Source organism: Paenisporosarcina macmurdoensis, assembly GCF_042658845.1.
Lineage (GTDB): Bacteria > Bacillota > Bacilli > Bacillales_A > Planococcaceae > Paenisporosarcina > Paenisporosarcina macmurdoensis.
Genome location: NZ_JBHSRI010000002.1, coordinates 102,678 through 123,464, shown reverse-complemented (window position 1 = coordinate 123,464; position 20,787 = coordinate 102,678). Strand labels below are relative to the sequence as shown.

Here is a 20,787-nt window from a genome sequence, read left to right as displayed (position 1 = left end):
CAATATAAGTGATATACCTGTGACCTAAATCGAGCTATTTCGACATAAAATGATAAAATCAGATATTTCACAAGTAAAAGGACTTCTTATCAACTATACTAATGGTAAGTAATCGTTACTATAATCCAAAAAAATAGTAATAAAAAGTAATATAATTAATATATTCCCTATAATTTCACTAAATATGATTTAAACGAGGTGATTCGAATGGCAAGAAAAGAATATTCCCAACTAGAAGTTCTTAAATTTATTGATGCATCTAACGAAAGGTGTAAAACCATCGGATTAAATCCAAACATCGTACCTGATCCAATTTTAATAGAACCAACACAGTTAAAACTAATTCAAAGAGACAACAAAGAAGTTTTAGATGTTGTCGAATTTTTCATTCCCGAATTCTTAGGAATGGTAAAAGGGACACCATTGCTTATTGTTTTAACTGATAGTCAAGGTGTCATTATGTATATTGAAGGCGATAATACGATTAAAAATGTAATTGAGCATCTCGGTTTTAAAACTGGTATCCAATTTATCGAACAATACAGTGGGACAAACTGCATTAGCCTTGCTCTTGATAATAATAGCGCTATTGAAATTGTCGGTACACAACATTACCATGACTTCCTTTCCCAATCAGCTTGTTATTCAGTCCCTTTTAAAGATCACCGGACAAATAAAACGATTGGCACAGTTTCAATTATGACAGATATAAGTTTTAAGGATCCGTTACTACTCTCTTTACTATCTGTAGTTGGAACTAGTATAGAGCGTGAAATACAACTTCGCGAACAAAATAAAGACTTAAATGCTCTAAATCAAGTGGTGACTGAATCTTCCCATACAGCAATGGTTTTAACAGATCAATTTGGACGTATTACTGAATTTAATCCTTATGCAGAAAAACTGACTGGCTTAAAACGAAAAGACGTATTAATGGATTCATCACAAGACTTAGAAGTTGTTGGAGAGTGGGTACAAAAAATCATCCATTCAAAAGATAGCTTTACGGATATAGAGGTCATTTTCAAGAAAGCTAACTCCGCTAAAGAGACTATTTGTTTATTTGATGGTCGACCTATTTATAGTGTAAATAAATATTTGATTGGCACAGTATTAAGCTTTCGAGACATCACTGAACGTTATGAAAACCAACTTTTAATGCAACAACACGCTCACCATGACGAATTAACAGAACTTCCTAATCGACGTTATTTCCATAATTATGTAAATGAAATTCTTGACTCTCACATATCGAATGACACTTCTCTTGCTATTTTCTTACTGGATCTCGATCGCTTTAAATTAATTAACGATACGCTTGGTCATGCAAAAGGAGATACTTTACTAATTGAAATTGCTCGGCGATTAAACATGTATATCCGCGATAAAGGGAAACTATTTCGAATGGGTGGCGATGAATTTACCATTGTCATTACTAATTTCCACACCATCGAAAATCTTAAACAGATTGCAGATGACATCATTGAAGTTGTCCGTAAACCATTTGTCATTCAAACTCTTGAATTTCATATCAGTACGAGTATCGGCATTTCTATTTATCCAAATGATGGTTCAGATATTAGTACCCTTTTCTCTCATGCGGACAATGCCATGTATCGAGCAAAAGACCGAGGTAAAAATGGTTATTGTTTCTACAATTCAGACATGTCTGAAGAGTCGTTGCAAAAGCTGACGCTCGAATCTGAGCTTGAAACAGCCATTCAAAATAATGATCTTGTCCTACATTATCAACCACAAATTGATTTGAGTACCAATCAAGTAATTGGAATGGAAGCATTACTGCGCTGGAATCATCCGCAACTTGGACTAATTCCGCCAGATAATTTTATTCCTCTTGCAGAAGAAATGGGATTAATGATCAATTTAGGTGAATGGGTTCTTATTAATGCCTGTAGACAAATGAAATCATGGCATGACCAAGGCATGACTTCACTCAAGCTATCGATCAACTTGTCTCCACAAGAATTTTTAAAACAAAAACTTGTAGATAAAGTAAAACAAGTTTTACTCGATACCGGTCTTACACCGCAATGTTTAGAACTTGAAATCACAGAATCTATGACGATGGACGTCATTCGTTCTACTTCGGTTTTGGAAGAATTGCATGATATCGGTATCCAAATAGCCATCGATGATTTCGGAACGGGGTATAGCTCATTAAATTATTTGAAAAATTTCCATATTCACCGTTTGAAAATCGATCGTAGTTTTGTTCGAGACATGTTGAACGGACCAAAAGACGCAAAAATCGTTGGTGCCATTGTTTCTATAGCTCATGCGCTCAATTTAAAAGTTATTGCTGAGGGTGTTGAAACAAAGGATCAACTCGAGTTCCTTCGCAACTTGCAATGTGATGAAATACAAGGCTTTTATTTTAGTAAACCCTTATCCGCAAACGATATTGAAAAAAAATATGAATTTAATTCAACTAGAGGTGTCATTCAACTATGAAAACAATTGCTACCATCCTTGTCGAACATTTAAAATCTTTCCAAGTCACTCACGCATTCGGAATACCAGGTAAAGCCGTCGTACCTCTTCTACTAGCTATGGAGAAGAACGACCTCGAATTCGTTCTAAGCAGACATGAAGCGGGCGCTGGATTTATGGCAGGCGGTTATTCACGACAAAACAATTCACTGGGTGTTGCAATCGGCACTTCGGGACCAGGTGGCACGAACTTGCTTACTGCAGCGGGACAAGCTAAAGCCTTTAACTTACCCGTACTTTTTATAACAGGACACCCTTCTGTCAAAGAATCTGGACGAGCTATGGGACAAGATTCAAGCATATTTGGAACTGATCTTGTCAAGATGTTTGAACCAGTAACACTTTTTAGTGCGAGAGTTGAACGTGGAGACCAGTTCCCACTTTACTTCCAACACGCACTTGAAACAGCATTGACAGGACGTAAAGGTCCCGTACATTTATCTATACCAGCAGATGTACTTATGGAAGAGATTGAACCATTTACATTGTCGTTACCCCACTTAGAACAACCGGTTTCACCGTATATGAATGAAGTGAAATCCTTGCTTGAACATGCAAAAAGACCACTCCTATTCCTAGGCAAAGGCGTGCATATTTCACAAGCCTATGATGAAGTGAAGTATCTTTCACTTCAATACAATCTGCCAGTTATTACAACACCTTGCGGAAAAGGAACCATCCGTACCGATCATCCGGGTTATTTAGGTCCATTTGGATTAGGTGGAACACAAGCAGCATCTGACTACTTAAATGAAGGTGTCGACCTATTGATTGTCATCGGAACGAAATTAACCGACATGACACTTGCTGGATTCTCACCAAACATGTATCCAGAACAAGTTATTCACTTTGATATAGAACCAACTTTCATCGGTAAATCGATTCCAGTTCCAACATTGCCGGTTATTGGAGATGCAAAAATTAACTTACAAGCCATTCTTGATCCGGCCATTCTTGAAAGTGCTGCAACATCATTAGTTGAAAGAGAAACACTTGAGGCTATTTCCTCTTTAACTGAAAAAATATCTGCTGTGACAGCTGTCAAACTAATGCGCAAACATCTAACTTCTGAGACCATTCTTTTTGGAGATGATGGTAGTCATACTTTTTATGCAATCCAAAATTTCGACATTGAAAAAGAAGGCACATTCTTTGCCGATGATGTTTTTGGGACAATGGGTCATGCTATTGGATACGCAATAGGTGCTAAATTTGCGAACCCTGAGCAAGCAATTGCATGCTTAACTGGAGACGGATGTACCATGATGCATGGAGCTGAAATCTCAGCGGCCGTTTGTCATGGCTTACAAATTCCTTTTATCGTCCTAAACAATGGCCGTCTCGACATGGTCGACAAAGGGATGCGCTATAACTTGGGTCGCTCAGTCGGCACGGTTTATGAATATCCTGCTAACTTAAGCCTATTTGGTGAAGCACTAGGTGCAGCAGCTTTCCGTTGCTTCACAGCACAAGAGGTAGAAGATGCACTTGTCTTTGCACAAACTTACAAAGGACCAACCGTTATCGAAATTATGGTGGATCCTGAAGAAATCCCACCTACTCTAAAACGCGGCTAAGCCTACACAACGAGGCGAATTACTTTATAAAAATATTTTCTTTACCCCACAAACTACAAATTTGTGGGGATTTTTTTGTCTTGCGTTAAGTGACCCATAATTTCATAATTACAACTAAACTCGAGATTTTTACAACTAAATCAGTCAAAATTACAACTAAATGTTCATTTTTTACAACTAAATACGCAAATTTTACAACTAAATCTACTTTCACTCCAATTATTACATTCATAATCTCTATATTTGACTCATAACCTAGTTATCCTATAGGATTAATTAATAGAATGAATTTAATTTTTCTATTAATTTATCTTTCTCTTCAAAAAGGAGTTGTACTCATTATGCGTTATGGATTTTGGTTACCTATTTTCGGAGGTTGGTTGCGCAATGTGGAAGATGAAAACATGCCCCCCACCTTTGAATACGCAAAGCAAGTTATACAAGCAGGCGAAAAAATGGGCTTTGATACAACTCTTATCGCTGAACTTTACTTAAACGATATAAAAGGTCCTGAATCCGACTCGTTGGAGGCTTGGTCTACTGCAGCGGCACTTGCGGCTGTCACAGAAAAAATCGAAATAATGGTAGCTGTTAGACCAGGTTTTCATAACCCTGCAGTTACAGCTAAAATGGCGTCAAACATCGATCATATTAGCAATGGACGTCTCACGTTAAATGTTGTGTCAGCTTGGTGGGAAGAAGAAGCCAAACAATATGGCGGCATTTTTACTGAACATGACGCCCGCTATGACCGCACAGAAGAATTTATCGATGTACTAAAAGGACTTTGGACAGAAGACGTCTTTACATACAGAGGTTCATTTTACACGATTGAAAATACACACCTACATCCAAAGCCCATTCAAAAACCGAACCCCATTCTTTACGCAGGCGGCGAAAGTCCTCGTGGCAAAGAAACCATCGTTGCTGGCTGTGATGCATATGTTATGCACGGTGGAACAGTTGAAGAAATCACAATAAAAATCAACGACATGAAATCCTTACGAAAAAAGGCTGAAAAAGAACCGTTCCAATCCTTTGGCATGGCGGCATATATCGTATGTCGAGATACTGAAGAGCAAGCACAACTTGAATTAAACCGAATAACTGATACGAAAGAATCCAGCGCTTACGCGGGATATAATGACTTTGTCAATAAATCGCAACTCGAACAACAAGTAAAACTGTACGATTACTCAGTTTCCAATCGTGGATTAAGACCTAACCTTATCGGTACTCCCGAACAAATTGCCAATCAAATTATTGCTTATGAGCAAGCTGGCTTAGACCTTTTGTTACTTCAATTTTCACCGCAGCTCGAAGAAATGGAACGGTTTTCAAAAAAAGTCATGCCCCTTGTTGAAAGCAAAAGAGCACAATTAATCTAACTATCGGAGGACAATTTTATGACTAAAGTTTATATACTTCACGAAAATAGCGAATGGACTGTGCATTTAACGAAACGATTGGAAGAACTTCAAGTTCCTTATGAAGAATGGCATCTTGATCAAGGCTTAGTCAATCTAACTGGGGAACCACCTGAAGGGATTTTCTATAATCGTATGAGTGCCTCTTCCCATACGAGAAATCACCGCTATGCACCTGAACTAACGTCTGCCGTATTAGCGTGGCTTGAACATCATGACCGTACAATTTTCAATGGCAGTAATGCTCTAAGACTAGAGCTAAGCAAAGTACTTCAGTACACAGCACTTGAAGCTTCAGGAATAAAAACGCCGAAAACAATTGCAGCTGTTGGCAAAGAACATATTATAAAAGCAGCTCAATCTTTAGGAGAAAGCTCATTTATCACGAAGCATAATCGTGCTGGTAAAGGTCTTGGCGTTCAACTATTCCACACAATCGAAAGCTTACATACCTATATAGAAGGCCCTACCTTTGAAGAACCCGTCGATGGTGTCACCTTAATCCAACAATATATCAATGCACCTGAACCTTACATCACCCGTTGTGAATTCATTAATGGGAAATTTCAATATGCGGTAAAAGTCGACACTTCAGAAGGTTTCGAACTGTGTCCAGCAGATGCTTGTCAAATTGACGACTTGTTCTGCCCTGTAGGAGAAACGACGCTAGAAACAAATTCAGCTCAACCTAAATTTCAAATTATCGAGAACTTTAATGAACCAATCATTGAGCAATACGAGACTTTCCTTAAACAAAACGAAATAAAAGTTGCCGGCATCGAATTCATCCGCGACAAAAACGGGGACATTTACACATACGACGTTAACACGAACACAAACTACAACGCCGACGCTGAAAAACTAGCCGGCCACTACAACATGCTGCAACTTGCAAAAACACTTAAAGTCGAACTTGAAAAGAACTACTCTATTTAAATAAACACTATATTAAAGGAGCGGTCGTTGTGGGAAAACGGCGGCTTCTTTTGTTTTAGCTCAAAAAAAATCCATAATTTTACTATTACAACTAAAGTCGTGATTTTTACAACTAAAGTGGCGAAAATTACAACTAAATATGCTTTTTTTACAACTAAACGCTCTAAAATTACAACTAAACGTGAAATTCAGTCCAAATCCAGCTCATTTCCATGGAAAAGTCATGACTAGCCAAATGTTACCGCGCCATCTATTTAGTGATAAACTAGAAACTATAGAACAGGAGTGATCATCCAATGCGCGTCGCTATATTCGACTTTGACGGAACACTGTACCCTCAAGAAACCTTTAAACTAATGATGAATTATATGAAAAAACACCCTATCCACGCATCAAAATATCAACCTTTTTACCGAGCACTGATGAAACCGTATCTGGCTTATAAAATGAAACTTTACCCTGAGAACAAAATGAAAGCCAAATCGATGCAGCTTTATTTAAATGCTTTAAAAGACATGCCTCAACAGGAAGTTGAAAATTACTTTAAAGATATGTCCAAAGAAATGCACAATGAACTTAATGTAACTGTCGTCGATCGTTTGAAAAAACATTTAATTGCAGGTGACCATGTCCTACTTGTCTCAGGTGCGTTTGCGCCCATGTTAAACGAAGTAACTCGAGACTTAGCTATTCATGACGTCATTGGCACACAAATTCCCATGAGTAACGGCACAATCGACACAGAAACTGCCATTTACCATATCCAAGGGGAACGGAAAAACGAAATGATTGAACAAGCACTTCAAGGCTTAGACATCGACTGGAAAAATAGTTCGGCCTACGGTGACAGTATCTCAGATATCACCGTTCTGGAACTTGTCGGAAATCCAGTAGCCGTTCGCCCTGAATCACGACTACAAGCAATTGCCGAAGACCGTAAATGGGAAATACTTTGGTAAGCCGAAATGCGTAGATGGCTCTTATATGGATCTGTAAGAAACAGTATCACTTCGTAGTGTTCACTGAAAGTCCACCCATCACGCTAGCTCCCTATGGTAAACTTAAAGGAAAAAAGGAAGTATCCCTTATGAAGCGTTTTAGTTTGATCATTCCCATCATGATAATCGTCGCATACCTTTCCATGTGGATTATTGAAAAAAAATATGCAGAAGTACCTTTTGATACACGTCTCATTATTGCAGCTGGGGGATCCCTCCTCTCCGGCATTATTTCTTTCTTTTACCTTAGAAACGACGCTCAAACAATTGATCCAAAACCACAAGAAGCAAACAAAAAGAAGCGCTAACTACTCGCGCTTCTTTTTGTTTGCTCACTATCTTCTTTTAAATGAAACTATTCTTTAATCTGCCACACCAATTGTGCTTTCTTCGGTAACTTTCCGAATAAGAAACTTGCAAAAGGTACGAAACGATGGAACAACCAAATAATCAAATAACATAACACTACCGTTAAAACATATTGCAAGAAAATCGTAACATGCCATGGTAAAGGCGTTTCACGAGTAGGCAATAATTCCATTACTTGAAACAACACTAACGGGTGCATTAAATAAAACCCGAACGAATAAGCTGCCACGCTGCGCATACGGTTCACAGATTTCCCACTTGACCACTTGACTAAATACTCCGCAAAATAGAAGAAGAACAAACTTCCAATAAATATGAATAAAATGCCGATCCACTTATAATAATCTGGATCAATAGGTAATCTGTCAAAATACGTATTACGGTACCGAATAAACACATATGTCATACCTAACCCGAAGCCAACAAGCCCTGTTAAAATCAATTTTAGTTTCGACATCTTGGCCACAATAGTTTCATGATGGATACCAATCCATGCCCCCAATAAATATGGGCTAATTAGACTTAAAAAAATAGGCACCTGTATTAAGTCTGAACGTAAGCTAAATTGGAAATGTGCATATTCAGCTAGCAAACCAAATACCCATAAGTATTTACGGAAAAACGACCATTTCCTTACCATCATCATTAACAATGGGAAAATCAGATAAAACTGTACCACTATAAAAATAAAATATAACTGGTACTTACTTTGACCCATTAAAAGGCGATCCCATACTTCTGACCACACCAATACACGATCCTGATAATGCCACATCTCGACTTCGTAAATCAATGACCAAATAATATACGGAATCAATATATAAACTACACGCTTTTTCCAATAAGAAAAAAATACATCCTTCGTAAATGGGCGATCTTTATACATATAAAAGAACACAATTCCCATAATCATTATGAACATGCCGGCTTCGACACGCACAATATGATTCATAAAGAAATAAAACGCATTTTGTGCAGAGGGCACGTCAAATAAATGACGATACTGTGCCGTCGTATGAACTAATACAACCATTAACATCGCAAAAAAACGAACATAGTAAATGGAGGCAATCTCTTTCTTCAAATGCTCATCCCGTTTCTATCAAAATTGAATTAAAAATATACTTAAAATTATAACATACTAAAAAATAGTGTCTTCGAGAACCCTTCTCCAAATTACTATCTCTAAATAGTCTAATACCCACGGGTTCCCATCCATACACCTATTTAGCATTCAACGGTTCAAATTTGCTGGAGTAATAGAATTTCACTACAGCGAACTACTTCTATATAGTGTCATGTCCATACAGCGCTTATTTATTGGACATCATTCCATTTGATCAGCCAGGTGTCGAAGATTATAAAACGAACATCTTCAATTTCCTAAAAAAGTCTGGGTGTTTAAATCTCATACATTTAAATTAGATAGAAAAAAGCTGTCTAATAAATCCCTAAATTTAAACAGGTGAAGAAAAAACGAGTCGTTTTTTTCTTCACCTGTTTTTATGTTTCCACTTTTTTCTCTTGAAAGTAGGAAAATTTTTTAGAATACCCTTAGAGAAACACTAAACACTTTCGTCATCATCATCGGATGGAATGAGCTTCTTCCCAGAAAAGAAAATTTCATCTTCAATAGACTCGATAATTTCATCAAAAACACGCGTGATACATGGTTACTAGGGATCAAATATTGAATATCGAAAAGAGAAATACCTTGTTAGTTATTGTATGAAATAAAAGTAGGTGCGTAATTCCCTTTTTTTGGAACGCAAGTTTCCTCCTGAATTGCAAGTGAAAGTGAAATTTATTCAATGATATAATTTTGATTATTAATCTTTGAATTGGACAGAAGATAGGACGATTTCTTTTTGTTTATTTTTAAAGCACGGTGTATATTTCTGCTATTAATTGGAGTGAAAGACGGCGACTCCTGCGGGAATAGCATGTGCCGAAGACCCCGCAGGCGAGCTTGCTCGTCGAGGAGGCTGAGGCCATGCCCGCGGAAAGCGACCGTCTGGAACGGAAATCAACCTCTACTAAATATAAAAAGGGAACTGCCCTTAGTCATATTTAATGACTTTTAGGACAGCCCCGCTTTTTCATGTCTTACATTAATATATTATCTCTTATTTAATCCGTAATTCACTTTCTTTATCAAAGAAGTGGCCACGAGCTACATCAAAAGATAGATCGATGGCATCGCCAGGTTGAACTGGGTTACTTGATTCGATGCGGGCAATAAATTCTTGACCTTCAACATTCGAATAGACCATTAATTCAGCACCTGTAAGCTCAGATACTTCAACTTTTAAGCGTAAAGTCTGGCTTCCAATTGGAGCATCGCTAGTAATATGTTCAGGACGAATACCTAAAATTAATTCTTTTCCTTCATATCCTTGCTCTTTTAAATATGTTGCGTGGTTTGGCGGTATTGTAATGGATGTGTCTCCAATAACAAATAGACCATTGACCATTTTACCGTTAAAGAAATTCATAGAAGGTGATCCAATAAATCCACCAACGAACACATTATCAGGTGTGTCATAGACTTCTTTAGGTGTACCAATTTGATGTACTAGCCCGTCTTTCATAACGACGATTCTTGAAGCCATTGTCATTGCTTCTGTTTGATCATGTGTAACATAAATCGTTGTAGTTTTTAGACGTATGTGTAATTTGGCAATTTCAGCTCTCATTTGCACACGTAATTTAGAATCAAGATTTGATAAAGGTTCATCCATTAAGAATAGTTTCGCGTCACGAACAATCGCACGGCCTAAGGCTACACGTTGACGTTGACCGCCTGAGAGCGCTTTCGGTTTACGATCTAAATAATTTTCTAAACCTAAAATTTCAGCAGCATTTTTTACACGTTTATCGATGTCATCTTTTGAGAATTTACGTAACTTTAAGCCAAACGCCATATTTTCATATACAGACATATGTGGGTATAAGGCATAGTTTTGAAAAACCATCGCAATATCACGATCTTTTGGTGCTACATCATTCATTCTTTTCCCATCAATATAAAAATCTCCTGAAGTAATATCTTCAAGACCTGCAATCATGCGTAATGTTGTCGACTTACCACATCCAGAAGGACCAACAAATACAATAAACTCTTGATCTGTTACTTCTAAATCAAAATTCGACACCGCTGAAACATTATTATCATATACTTTTGTTATATTTTCTAAAACTAGATTTGCCAAACCATCCACAACCTTTGCTTATTTTTTAGAAGCACTTTCCTTTTCATCTGCTAAAACTAGTAGAGCTGCACCCAACATTCCCGCTTCATTGCCAAATTTCGCTCTTTTCACGTCTAATGGTTTTAGTAACAACGGTTCAAGTGAACTCATTAACAGTTCCCACCAGCTGTCCGCTGACTCTGAAACTCCTCCACCGATAACCACGCAATCCATATCTAATACTGCTTGAAGCGAACTAATGACGATAGCTAAATCACTCGTGAATTTTTGTGTAACCGCTTGTGCAACCGTGTGTCCTTCTAGAGCAAGCTGGAATAACTGATTAGGAGAGACCAACTGATTGTTTTCATCAACGATATTCTGTTCTGCAATAAATCTTCTTAAAGCTGTTCCGGAAACGTATTGTTCGCTACATCCAGGTCGACCACAACTACAAACATGACCTCCAGGATATAAAATCATGTGTCCAACTTCACATGCACCACCGTGTGTTCCGTTCATGATTTTTCCGTCTTCTACAAAACCACCACCAAGGCCAGTTCCTAAGGTCAAACAAAGTGTTCGTCTATAGCCTTTTGCTGCACCTAACATGGATTCTGCAAGACCTGCACAATTTGCATCATTATTAACTTCCACTCGTAAACCACTAGCTTTTTCTAATAAAGATTTCACTTCTGTCCCCTGCCAACCTGGCAATGTTTCGGTTTCAAAAGTAATGACGCCTCTTTCTGCGTCTACCATCCCTCTTGTTCCTATTCCGATTGCTCGAATTTCAGGATGTTCTTTTACTAGTTGTAGTACTTGTATTTCTAAATAAGGATATAGTGGTACTTCTGTAGGCACTACATGATCTACTACGACTTGACCATCAAAGTCCACAATTCCCATACGAATTTTCGTTCCACCTATATCAACACCAAGAACTTTCATTAAGGCTTAACCTCCATTATGCAAAAATCTAGTAAAATATTAAACTATGTATTAATCATACATGATTTTACCGATACGTCTATAATTGATTTTTCAGCAAATTCAGTTTGATCTTCATCTAGTTTGAAATACCTTAGCACATCTAAATGAATAAATGACCTTTGAACTTGAATAAATATGAAACACAGTCTACCTATCCACACTATATTTTCAGACCTATTTCACCAATTACTATAGAAATTTTGGTCAGTCATTACTTGTACCAACTTAAGGATACCATAACTTCTACTGGTAAAAAATCCTTTTGATTACGCTTACATTATTAAATACTAAAGGCTTACTAAAATCATCATAACTAATCATAAATGTCATTATCTATAAATAGAAAATCCAGTAGCAATTTCAGCTACTGGATTTCATACTTCACTTTAATATCCATCTATCTAAACTAAGAAAAATCATGAAACAGACCTTAGCTTACGTGGGAATAGTTATTGAAGTGTTTATCTGACGATTGAATATCTTGATATTTGTTTAACAATAGATCAAGCTCTTGGCTACACGCAATTACACTAGAATGAGTGCGTCCTAATTTTTTTGCTCTGTTATACATAATTTTTTGCTTTATTTTAATTTGACCTAATAATATCACTTTCTTGTGTATTCTTCTCATTCTGTCTTCCGTCCTCCAATTAGTTAATTATCAATCTATTTTTTAAAAACATAGCTTATAATGTTGCACAAGAATCATCATAAATGATTGGTATTGTAAAAAATTGTCGCATTGTGTAAATATGGGAAAGTTCATTAATTTGTCACATTTAAAATGACATATATAAATAAAGATTGCATTTTCTACATTTATATTAATTTTGATTTTTGCTATTCATTTACAGACATTCCCTGTGGCTTTATATCCATTAGAATTAAGTAAAATGAACTTACAAATTAAATACGAAATCAAAATGCCCACTAAATCTACTCCCACGTCAAAAATTCTTCCGTTTCGACTAAAGTAAAGTTGAAGAATCTCCGTATATAAAGCAAAGATTCCACACAAAATGAAGGCAGTTCCATATCGTTTAATCCAACTTAGCAATAAAAAGTACAGCACTGCGAAAGCAAAAATATGCCCCATTTTTTGAATTACATAAAACTCTTTCGTTACGTGAATATCGTTGGTAATCAGTAAATCTCGAAAGTTCGGTGCTACCTCGAAATTAAAACCTATCACTTGATCATACAGAAAAGCATGCGCGTCATACGTACATCCTGCGACTAACATGATGGCAGCCCAAATGAAAAGTAGATATGGAGAAAATATCAAGATGGCACACCCTTTCATTTTAATTTCTATGTAAGAAACCCAACAAAAATGAAATTGCTTCAAACAAAATTAAAGCCGACAGTCTGAACTGCCGGCATTTTTTTATGAATTTTGATTCCCTTTTAATTGGTTTTGGGCTTGTGCTACTAAACGCTTAGTGATTTCTCCGCCAACGGATCCGTTAGCACGCGATGTAGCATTTTCACCTAGTTGTACACCAAATTCTTGTGCGATTTCATATTTCATTTGATCCAACGCTTGTTTTGCACCTGGTACTGATAATTTGTTACTTGAATTGTTGTTAGCCATTTTGCTCACCTCCTTGTTACACATAGAATGGTCGATTTTCAGAAATTCATGCAACTTGAAAAATTTTTTAATTTATAGGCTAGGTTAAAGAATGCTATTTATATGAGGAACAAACGACAGAATACACTTGCAGCTAGCATAAATGGACGATACACAGCGGTCTCAAAGCAAATTATTAGTTGGCTTTCAATTCGGCAAATTAGTATTACATGGCTTTTACTACTTTCGAATATGCTCAAAACTCTGCCAAAGACTTTTAGAAGTGCCCATGCATCTTACGTAGCAAATGCAAAAAACCCCTCTGACAAGTACGACAGAAGGGTTATTGCATATAAATGTGGGTAAAACATTACATTAAAAAGATCTTCTTCGTACGACAATTTCGCCTGTGACTACTTTTTCTGTAATAACTTTTACACGTTCTTCCACAATCGGAACGCGAATTAACTCTTCATCATTCGTCTCCATTGGTGGTGTTAGACTATCGAAATAAATATGTTCGACATATATGTCTTCTTTGTTTACTGCTTGAGGGAAGACATGTGAAACGTCATTATGACTTTGCAAATGATTATTTTGGATTTGCTCAAACGAATTTGGTACATCTTCTACATAAATACCTCTTTTTTGCTCGTGATTTGCGAATCCCTGTGTTTGATCCAAGTCTGGAGATGCATTTTTATGCTCTTCATTTACCGCATTTTCATAATACTGCATCGATTGCTCTTCATTAGAAAAACCAGAATCACTTTCATCTGAGTATGGTTGACGTGGGACTTCAGCATTAGCAAGAATGACTAAATCACCTTGCTCAAGTTTTCTCACATAAGAACCTACTTCGTCTTCTGTTATTCCAGCTGATTTCAAAGCAGCGGCTATACCCGAATGTTGCGTGTCATAATCCAATGCATAAAACATTCGACTAAAAACACCAGTGCCTTTCGGTTCCGAATCACCTTCTTCCGGAATTTCCTCCACTTGAACACCTGTCTCTTCTACAATTGCAGTAGCACGATGAAGATCCTTTGCTAAAACAAAAATTGAACTGTCATCGTGACCTAGTGTTTTTAACTTATCAATTTCAAGCATCGCAGCCTCTTCACTATTATATATGCCAACAACTCGCTTATTCATTATAATTTCCTCCTTATATCTGCTTTCATTACCTATCCTTTTTTACCCTTTTTCACCCTCTTTTTAAACAACAAGCCTACTCAGCTTCTGAATAAAAAAAATATTAACACCACAATACATGGACCAACATGGTTCTTAAGCTATCTCACTATTAATATTATAGAAGGATAGTCACAGAATATAAGGAGGTCCATATGGAAGAAGAAAATCTGCATCAATTAGTGGTAGTCCTTCAAGACATTAAACAAGAATTGAGTAGTATTGCTGAATCATTACATACACTTGCCTATACACCGCCTAATCAGATGCAAAGTTTTCATGGAATTGAAGAAAAATTAAGAAGAATTGGCTCTTTTGTCGAAGACCTTTCATTAAAAAAGTAAATCCCCTCAGCCTTTTTCCATACTTCGTAATCCATCTCACACAAAACCCCACTTGAAATTGACTCTAGTGGGGTTTTTAAAAATTAATCAACTAACAGAAACGCAATTTCTGCCAGATTTTTTGGATTGATAAAGAGCTTCGTCAGCTTTTGAAAATAATTTACTTAGATTGTCATCCGGTTCATATGTAGTAATACCGATACTGACTGTAATTCGTGCATGTTTCCAAGAACCCATATCAATATGCAAACGTATTCGTTCAGCTATAACTAGTGCATGTTCTTTGTTTGTATTGGGAAGTACTATCATGAACTCTTCTCCACCCATTCGGGCGACTAAATCTTGTTCTCTTGTTTCTAGTAGAAGCTTCTTAGATAACTCTTGAAGCACTGCGTCGCCAATCGGATGACCAAGTGTATCATTGACCCGCTTAAAGAAATCGACATCGATTAGTAATAATGAAAAAGGCGACTGGTCTTTCTTTGAAACTTCAATATTTTCCAATATTTTTTCTTGTAAACACCGTCTATTTTTCAAGCCAGTTAAAGGATCCGTTGTAGCTAATTCTTTTAACTGGGTATTCAATTCCAATAATTCCTGCTGCTTACCTTCGACTTCTTTCATCAAACCTTGTAATTTTATGTATGCCTTATCGGTATCTTGAAGAACTCTTTCAGCATTTCGTTTCGCTAAAAGGAGTTCATTTTCATATTCATCTCGAACTTTCATTTGCACAAACACACACTCATATCGCTCGTTTCGTTCCACAGTATTCATCAATACCGGTATTTTTTCCCTTTTTGTCTTTAACGTCAAATACATCTCGTTTATTTTTCCGTGCATTTTAATAGATGGCGAAAAATACGTTTGAAAATAAATTCGCGAAGGAATAGTTAATAAATCATGCATATGAGCTGGAGCATTTTCAATGCCAATCCACTCAAGCAAGGTTTGGTTCATAACTAAAATACCCCATTTTTTATCCATCACTAAATAACCAAATGGCGCTAAGTTCAGCTGCTCTTGCATTCCAATACCCTCATCTACTTCGCCAAAAATGCTTGTATACAACATATAGTCTCCTCAGGTTCATTAATATGCGGATTATGTCCAGTTGCTTGCATCAACACAAATTCACTCTCAGGAATTTGTGAATGTACATATTCTCCAATTTCCACAGGTGCAATTGCATCATCCAGCGTTTGTAAAATCAGCGTGGGCGTTGACACTTTCTTCAATTCACTTCTTATATCTGACGTAAATGTGACTTCCGCAAACTGCCGAGCAATCACTGGATCATTTGAACACAATTGTCTTTCAAAGTCCTCCGTTAACTCTTGTAGTGCATCTGTTCCCATTGCTACTGGCGCTAAATACTTGGCCCATTCATTGTAATTTTTCTCCATCATATCAAGAAGTGCATCAATATCTGATTTTTCAAATCCTCCTTGATATCCTGGTTCATTTAAATAACGTGGAGAAGGACCAATCATTATCAACTTCTCCATCAATTCTGGTCGTTCAATTGAAGCGAGGACCCCTACCATGCTACTTACTGAATGGCCAACAAGCACAATATTCTTTAGATCAAGCGAATCACAAACTTCAAGTAAATCCTGTGCGTACCCTTTTAACGAAGAATAGCGTTCCGTTGAATAATGTGATTTATCACTTCTACCTGAACCTACATAATCAAATAAAACCACTTGATAATCCTCTTCAAAAGCAGGTGCTATATCTCTCCACACTAATTGATCACATCCAAAGCCATGAGCAAAAACCAATGTCTTTGAACCTTTTCCACTTACATTTATGTGATTACGCTTCTGTATTTGAGTATTCATTGTACTATTTATCCTTCTTTCATTACGTAAATTCCTGTTTGTCTTAAGCGTTTTTTCTACAGTTTCATATGTCTTATTTTATCATATTAAAACGCTAGAAAAGCAAATTTATTCTGTAAAAATAGTGCCTTATAACTAATGATAATATTATTTAGCAAGACTATTGTCTGTGATAAGAATCACTTACACAAGGATCTACACTATCTCTTGTTTAAATAATAACGATTATTGACAAATCCATATAATAGTGTTGTTGACGATTCTCTAAATATATGGCAAAATTTTTAAAAATTATTACATGAATTGAAGTTTTTAAACCAAACTAACACGAGCAGGAAATTGCATATGTACAATCACAAGGAGGAAATTTTATGGATGTAGATCGTATTAAACAAATTGTTGGTTCATCAAACGAAGTAGACGTTACGTATAACGGCGTTTCTGTTTGGATTGACCAAATACACGAAGACGGAAAATTGGCGACTGTCCACTTAAGACATTCACTAGAAGAACGATCTGATGTGGAAATTTCCGAGTTGAAAGAAGAAGTTCACTAACAAAACAGCAGCTTTTTTATTTGCTGGTTGCCATTTTCACATCCACTAGCGTTCTTAGATGAAAATAACTTTCGCACAATTAAAAGCGGCTGAAATTAAAAATTCCAGCCGCCCCTTCCTTACTGTTTTTATTTCATGATTCATGAAGGTTATCTAAAATCACGAATCTCTTTAGGATCATCCGATTTACGGTCTGTTAAAATCCCCATTTGGTCAATGTGAAGTCTTGCCTCATTATCCCCTAAATGATAGATAATCGCGTAAAGCACTTTTTGCGCAGCATCATAATGATCATTCTCAGGATCTTTATGGTACTCACGAAATGGAATATGGGATCTAACATACGTTTCTAAATCTGCTTTATGCTTGTCTTCGAAAACCGACTGCAAAACATGAACTTCCTGATCAGTTGCCTGTATAACAAAGCTAGGCGTATCCACAGGCTCTGTTAAGATGCTTTCGGCAGTAATATCAACATAATAAGTCTTCTTATCCTGTATCATCTCTTCATCTCCTCCTGGTCTTACCTATTTAGTACCCCGCAATGTATAAATAAAACATGAAGTACAGGCTAAACCAAGAGGTGAAGTTCTTTGCCACAATAAAAGCGACTGAAGATGAAATTCAAGTCGCCTTTATCACCTATTATGTGGATTTGATTCTAACTACTAACTTAGCCATTCTTTGCTTCAACCTCATATTTACATAAGAGAAATTTCTTAACGGGTTCTGACGTCTTCCTTTCGATAGCAAATATAACCAAGTAAGAAACGCAGTGCCACAAGTAAGATAGCTAACAAACACCATAGTGGATTTTAAAGTCATCCAGTAGCCGTTTCTAAAATTCACGTCCATCAAATCCCTACCTGAATACCCCTCAATCACAAGTGGCCCGAATGTAATAACTAATAAAAAAGCACCCACAAACGTCACCAATAAAGTCCATATTTTATAAGGTTTATACCATCCTATCCCAAGCATGACCCCTGCCAATCCTAAAGAAAGCCATCCAAATTCCCGAAAATAGGTAAGGAAATCATTCATAAAAAATGACAATATCAAAACACCCATAACCGTCAGAACAGTTACCGACATAACCGCTGTAAAACCAAAAATTTCATAAATTGTACGAATGAATCCTTCTTGCCCTCTAGATTCTACTTCCTTTTTCATCTCTACCTTCCGCTCTTTTCTTAGCACCAAGGTATTGCCCACAAACTTTTTTAACGTTTCTATAATTTTTATGCCTTGTACTTTATCTCTTGATTTCCTTGCAACTTGTGGCGATTGAGACCTTCCTAAATTCATTTCATCCCCTCCAAATTTTTACACTCCTATCACCATTTTACGATTCAAGGTACCCATTTTATACCTGAATTCAGGAATTATTTGTAAACTCTTTAGAAAGTTATAGGAAACAACATGAAAATTCTCCACAAAAAAAGTGCGCGATAGCTCGCGCACTTTTCTATTTAATCCATACAGCTAATAAAATACCACCTATAAGGATAAGAGTTAATATAATTTTCAGAGCTAAGGGGGGTGTGTCCGTCCCTTTTTGATTAATCATTTCCTCTTGTTCATTGACAGCCTTACGGTAATTCGGACTACAGCAGCCCATTACTTCGTACTACTCCAATTTGAAACATCTACTTCGAGAGGAAGGTTATTCGCTCGATTCTTCTTAGCTGCTATGAAGAACAACACGATAATTACGATCGTTATGATTGTTGCTCCAACGTATGCAGCATTTAGTGATAATCCAAATCCTATTGGAGCATTTATGATGTATGTCATTGTCGCCATCGTTATAAATATGGCTGGTATAATAGCAATCCAATAGTTTTTCTTAGCGATGAACAAGTACATAGCCCCGACCCATAACGCAATAGCGGCTGTGGATTGGTTTGCCCAAGAGAAGTATCTCCATAATAATGTGAAGTCAATTTTTGTAAGTGCAAAAGATAAAACGAATAATGGAAGTGCAATCCATAGTCGGCTCATGATTTTCTTTTGTGAAAGATTGAAGTAATCTGCGATAATCATTCGAGCGCTACGGAAAGCCGTATCTCCTGAAGTAATCGGTAAAATGATTACACCAAGTATAGCTAATGTGCCCCCAATTGAACCTAATAATAATGTAGAAGCTTCACTTACAATTCCAGCTGGTCCGCCGTTTGCAAGCATATCGTTTAATCCATCATAGCCGTTGAAAAGACTCATGGCAGCTGCAGCCCAGATCATAGCGATAGCGCCTTCAGCAATCATCATGCCATAGAAAATTTTTCGTCCTTGTTTCTCACTTTGAGTCGTACGAGAAATGATAGGAGTTTGCGTTGCATGGAATCCAGATAAAGCTCCACACGAAATCGTCAAGAATAACAGTGGGAAGATTGGAAGATCATCAGGATGCATGTTTTTAAGTGTTAACTCTGGAATTGGAGCTCCCGTAAGAACTAATTGAACCAAGATACCTACCGCACTTATGATTAGCAATGCACCAAAGAACGGGTAGAAACGTCCGATAATTTTATCAATCGGAAGTAATGTTGCCAATATGTAATAAATGAAGATAGCTGCAAGAATTGCGCCCATTGCCATCCAGCCATCCATTAAGTTGTAAAGCAAGGTTGCTGGAGATGATACAAATACAGTACCTACTAATAGAAGAAGTAAAACTGCAAAGACGTTTACTACATGTTTCATAACTTTACCTAAGAATTTACCTGCTAATTCAGGAAGATGCGCACCACGGTTACGGATTGAAATCATACCAGTTAAGTAATCATGTACCGCTCCTGCAAAAATTGCACCGAACACGATCCAGATAAATGCGACTGGTCCATAAAGTGCGCCCATGATGGGTCCGAAAATCGGTCCAACACCAGCAATATTTAACAATTGAATTAATGCGTTCTTTTTCGTAGACATTGGTACATAGTCCACATCATCGCTGTTGACATATGCTGGTGTTGTTCGATCCTCTTTTACACCAAACATCTTTTCAACGAATTTACCATACGTGAAATACCCTACGACTAATAGAATAAGTCCGCCAATAAAAGTATACATATAAGTCCCCCTTTTCATAATGAAAACGTTTCCATCATTGTAGAGGTTGAGTAGAGAAAATAGGTCAATTGTGTGACAAGATGTCAGTTTGGCAGAGTAAGAGGTCCATATAAAGGAGTGAAATGTGTAAATAATATCAGAATATTAAATTTTTCAACTAAAATGAGACTCCAACCGAAGTTGAAGTCTCTGGATGTAGAG

20 protein-coding genes are annotated in these 20,787 nt (G+C 36.9%); 8 read left to right on the top strand and 12 right to left on the bottom strand.

Features of this window, described 5'->3' with window-relative positions; all coding sequences use genetic code 11:
• Positions 1 to 207 precede the first annotated feature (207 nt).
• The 6 genes from ACFPYN_RS00575 to ACFPYN_RS00550 all read left to right on the top strand — a co-directional run bounded on the left by ACFPYN_RS00575 (position 208) and on the right by ACFPYN_RS00550 (position 7,757).
• Entirely contained in the window at positions 208 to 2,472 is a 2,265-nt protein-coding gene (locus tag ACFPYN_RS00575; protein WP_377731931.1) for an EAL domain-containing protein, read from the top strand.
• A complete protein-coding gene (locus ACFPYN_RS00570) occupies positions 2,469 to 4,088 on the top strand; it encodes a thiamine pyrophosphate-binding protein (protein ID WP_377731930.1) in 1,620 nt (539 codons plus the stop codon). Before ACFPYN_RS00575 ends, ACFPYN_RS00570 begins: the two co-directional genes overlap by 4 nt.
• Before the next feature lie 341 nt (positions 4,089 to 4,429).
• The gene (locus tag ACFPYN_RS00565) at positions 4,430 to 5,476 is read left to right on the top strand and encodes an LLM class flavin-dependent oxidoreductase (RefSeq protein WP_377731929.1); all 1,047 of its coding nucleotides are present in this window, start codon (positions 4,430 to 4,432) and stop codon (positions 5,474 to 5,476) included.
• Between the two features lie 18 nt (positions 5,477 to 5,494).
• Entirely contained in the window at positions 5,495 to 6,451 is a 957-nt protein-coding gene (locus ACFPYN_RS00560) for an ATP-grasp domain-containing protein (protein WP_377731928.1), read from the top strand.
• 296 nt (positions 6,452 to 6,747) lie between these two features.
• The gene (locus ACFPYN_RS00555) at positions 6,748 to 7,410 is read left to right on the top strand and encodes an HAD family hydrolase (RefSeq protein ID WP_377731927.1); all 663 of its coding nucleotides are present in this window, start codon (positions 6,748 to 6,750) and stop codon (positions 7,408 to 7,410) included.
• Between the two features lie 128 nt (positions 7,411 to 7,538).
• Positions 7,539 to 7,757, top strand: coding sequence for a hypothetical protein (locus ACFPYN_RS00550; protein WP_377731925.1), 219 nt, complete (start codon positions 7,539 to 7,541; stop codon positions 7,755 to 7,757).
• Between the two features lie 47 nt (positions 7,758 to 7,804).
• Here the strand turns inward: ACFPYN_RS00550 and ACFPYN_RS00545 are convergent, their stop codons facing one another.
• The 7 genes from ACFPYN_RS00545 to ACFPYN_RS00515 all read right to left on the bottom strand — a co-directional run bounded on the left by ACFPYN_RS00545 (position 7,805) and on the right by ACFPYN_RS00515 (position 14,730).
• Complete coding sequence (locus tag ACFPYN_RS00545) at positions 7,805 to 8,902, bottom strand: acyltransferase (RefSeq protein WP_377731924.1); 1,098 nt, start codon at positions 8,900 to 8,902, stop codon at positions 7,805 to 7,807.
• Positions 8,903 to 9,944: 1,042 nt separating this feature from the next.
• Positions 9,945 to 11,030: an ABC transporter ATP-binding protein gene (locus tag ACFPYN_RS00540; RefSeq protein ID WP_377731923.1), complete on the bottom strand. Its 1,086-nt coding sequence runs from the start codon at positions 11,028 to 11,030 to the stop codon at positions 9,945 to 9,947.
• Between the two features lie 18 nt (positions 11,031 to 11,048).
• The gene (locus tag ACFPYN_RS00535) at positions 11,049 to 11,960 is read right to left on the bottom strand and encodes an ROK family protein (RefSeq protein ID WP_377731922.1); all 912 of its coding nucleotides are present in this window, start codon (positions 11,958 to 11,960) and stop codon (positions 11,049 to 11,051) included.
• 472 nt (positions 11,961 to 12,432) lie between these two features.
• The gene (locus ACFPYN_RS00530; RefSeq protein WP_377731921.1) at positions 12,433 to 12,633 is read right to left on the bottom strand and encodes a Spo0E family sporulation regulatory protein-aspartic acid phosphatase; all 201 of its coding nucleotides are present in this window, start codon (positions 12,631 to 12,633) and stop codon (positions 12,433 to 12,435) included.
• Between the two features lie 213 nt (positions 12,634 to 12,846).
• Complete coding sequence (locus tag ACFPYN_RS00525; protein WP_377731920.1) at positions 12,847 to 13,287, bottom strand: VanZ family protein; 441 nt, start codon at positions 13,285 to 13,287, stop codon at positions 12,847 to 12,849.
• A gap of 102 nt (positions 13,288 to 13,389) precedes the next feature.
• Positions 13,390 to 13,596 carry a small, acid-soluble spore protein, alpha/beta type gene (locus ACFPYN_RS00520; protein ID WP_377731919.1) on the bottom strand — a complete coding sequence of 69 codons (207 nt, stop codon included), beginning with the start codon at positions 13,594 to 13,596 and terminating at the stop codon, positions 13,390 to 13,392.
• 354 nt (positions 13,597 to 13,950) lie between these two features.
• Positions 13,951 to 14,730, bottom strand: a complete 780-nt coding sequence (locus ACFPYN_RS00515) for a general stress protein (RefSeq protein WP_377731918.1) — start codon at positions 14,728 to 14,730, stop codon at positions 13,951 to 13,953.
• Between the two features lie 194 nt (positions 14,731 to 14,924).
• Between ACFPYN_RS00515 and ACFPYN_RS00510 the strand changes: the two genes are divergently transcribed.
• On the top strand, positions 14,925 to 15,113 hold the full coding sequence (locus ACFPYN_RS00510) for a hypothetical protein (RefSeq protein ID WP_377731917.1): 189 nt from the start codon (positions 14,925 to 14,927) through the stop codon (positions 15,111 to 15,113).
• 87 nt (positions 15,114 to 15,200) lie between these two features.
• Here ACFPYN_RS00510 and ACFPYN_RS00505 read toward each other — a convergent pair whose 3' ends face one another.
• Positions 15,201 to 16,184 (bottom strand): GGDEF domain-containing protein, encoded by a 984-nt coding sequence (locus ACFPYN_RS00505; protein ID WP_377731916.1) that lies wholly within the window; start codon positions 16,182 to 16,184, stop codon positions 15,201 to 15,203.
• A complete protein-coding gene (locus tag ACFPYN_RS00500; RefSeq protein WP_377731915.1) occupies positions 16,157 to 16,957 on the bottom strand; it encodes an alpha/beta fold hydrolase in 801 nt (266 codons plus the stop codon). Before ACFPYN_RS00500 ends, ACFPYN_RS00505 begins: the two co-directional genes overlap by 28 nt.
• A gap of 371 nt (positions 16,958 to 17,328) precedes the next feature.
• Between ACFPYN_RS00500 and ACFPYN_RS00495 the strand changes: the two genes are divergently transcribed.
• Positions 17,329 to 17,514 (top strand): H-type small acid-soluble spore protein, encoded by a 186-nt coding sequence (locus ACFPYN_RS00495; protein WP_377731914.1) that lies wholly within the window; start codon positions 17,329 to 17,331, stop codon positions 17,512 to 17,514.
• Positions 17,515 to 17,663: 149 nt separating this feature from the next.
• Here the strand turns inward: ACFPYN_RS00495 and ACFPYN_RS00490 are convergent, their stop codons facing one another.
• The 3 genes from ACFPYN_RS00490 to ACFPYN_RS00480 form a co-directional block, all read right to left on the bottom strand.
• Positions 17,664 to 18,017, bottom strand: coding sequence for a hydrolase (locus tag ACFPYN_RS00490; protein ID WP_377731913.1), 354 nt, complete (start codon positions 18,015 to 18,017; stop codon positions 17,664 to 17,666).
• 142 nt (positions 18,018 to 18,159) lie between these two features.
• Complete coding sequence (locus tag ACFPYN_RS00485; protein ID WP_377731912.1) at positions 18,160 to 18,822, bottom strand: hypothetical protein; 663 nt, start codon at positions 18,820 to 18,822, stop codon at positions 18,160 to 18,162.
• 312 nt (positions 18,823 to 19,134) lie between these two features.
• A complete protein-coding gene (locus ACFPYN_RS00480) occupies positions 19,135 to 20,586 on the bottom strand; it encodes a carbon starvation CstA family protein (protein ID WP_377731911.1) in 1,452 nt (483 codons plus the stop codon).
• Positions 20,587 to 20,787: the final 201 nt, after the last annotated feature.

What these genes read in the sequence shown, in the direction of transcription:
- ACFPYN_RS00575 (WP_377731931.1), top strand. Translation starts at nt 208, where the DNA reads ATGGCAAGAAAAGAATATTCCCAACTAGAAGTTCTTAAATTTATTGAT.
- ACFPYN_RS00570 (WP_377731930.1), top strand. Translation starts at nt 2,469, where the DNA reads ATGAAAACAATTGCTACCATCCTTGTCGAACATTTAAAATCTTTCCAA.
- ACFPYN_RS00565 (WP_377731929.1), top strand. Translation starts at nt 4,430, where the DNA reads ATGCGTTATGGATTTTGGTTACCTATTTTCGGAGGTTGGTTGCGCAAT.
- ACFPYN_RS00560 (WP_377731928.1), top strand. Translation starts at nt 5,495, where the DNA reads ATGACTAAAGTTTATATACTTCACGAAAATAGCGAATGGACTGTGCAT.
- ACFPYN_RS00555 (WP_377731927.1), top strand. Translation starts at nt 6,748, where the DNA reads ATGCGCGTCGCTATATTCGACTTTGACGGAACACTGTACCCTCAAGAA.
- ACFPYN_RS00550 (WP_377731925.1), top strand. Translation starts at nt 7,539, where the DNA reads ATGAAGCGTTTTAGTTTGATCATTCCCATCATGATAATCGTCGCATAC.
- ACFPYN_RS00535 (WP_377731922.1), bottom strand. Translation starts at nt 11,960, where the DNA reads ATGAAAGTTCTTGGTGTTGATATAGGTGGAACGAAAATTCGTATGGGA.
- ACFPYN_RS00530 (WP_377731921.1), bottom strand. Translation starts at nt 12,633, where the DNA reads ATGAGAAGAATACACAAGAAAGTGATATTATTAGGTCAAATTAAAATA.
- ACFPYN_RS00520 (WP_377731919.1), bottom strand. Translation starts at nt 13,596, where the DNA reads ATGGCTAACAACAATTCAAGTAACAAATTATCAGTACCAGGTGCAAAA.
- ACFPYN_RS00515 (WP_377731918.1), bottom strand. Translation starts at nt 14,730, where the DNA reads ATGAATAAGCGAGTTGTTGGCATATATAATAGTGAAGAGGCTGCGATG.
- ACFPYN_RS00510 (WP_377731917.1), top strand. Translation starts at nt 14,925, where the DNA reads ATGGAAGAAGAAAATCTGCATCAATTAGTGGTAGTCCTTCAAGACATT.
- ACFPYN_RS00500 (WP_377731915.1), bottom strand. Translation starts at nt 16,957, where the DNA reads ATGAATACTCAAATACAGAAGCGTAATCACATAAATGTAAGTGGAAAA.
- ACFPYN_RS00495 (WP_377731914.1), top strand. Translation starts at nt 17,329, where the DNA reads ATGGATGTAGATCGTATTAAACAAATTGTTGGTTCATCAAACGAAGTA.
- ACFPYN_RS00490 (WP_377731913.1), bottom strand. Translation starts at nt 18,017, where the DNA reads ATGATACAGGATAAGAAGACTTATTATGTTGATATTACTGCCGAAAGC.
- ACFPYN_RS00485 (WP_377731912.1), bottom strand. Translation starts at nt 18,822, where the DNA reads ATGAATTTAGGAAGGTCTCAATCGCCACAAGTTGCAAGGAAATCAAGA.
- ACFPYN_RS00480 (WP_377731911.1), bottom strand. Translation starts at nt 20,586, where the DNA reads ATGTATACTTTTATTGGCGGACTTATTCTATTAGTCGTAGGGTATTTC.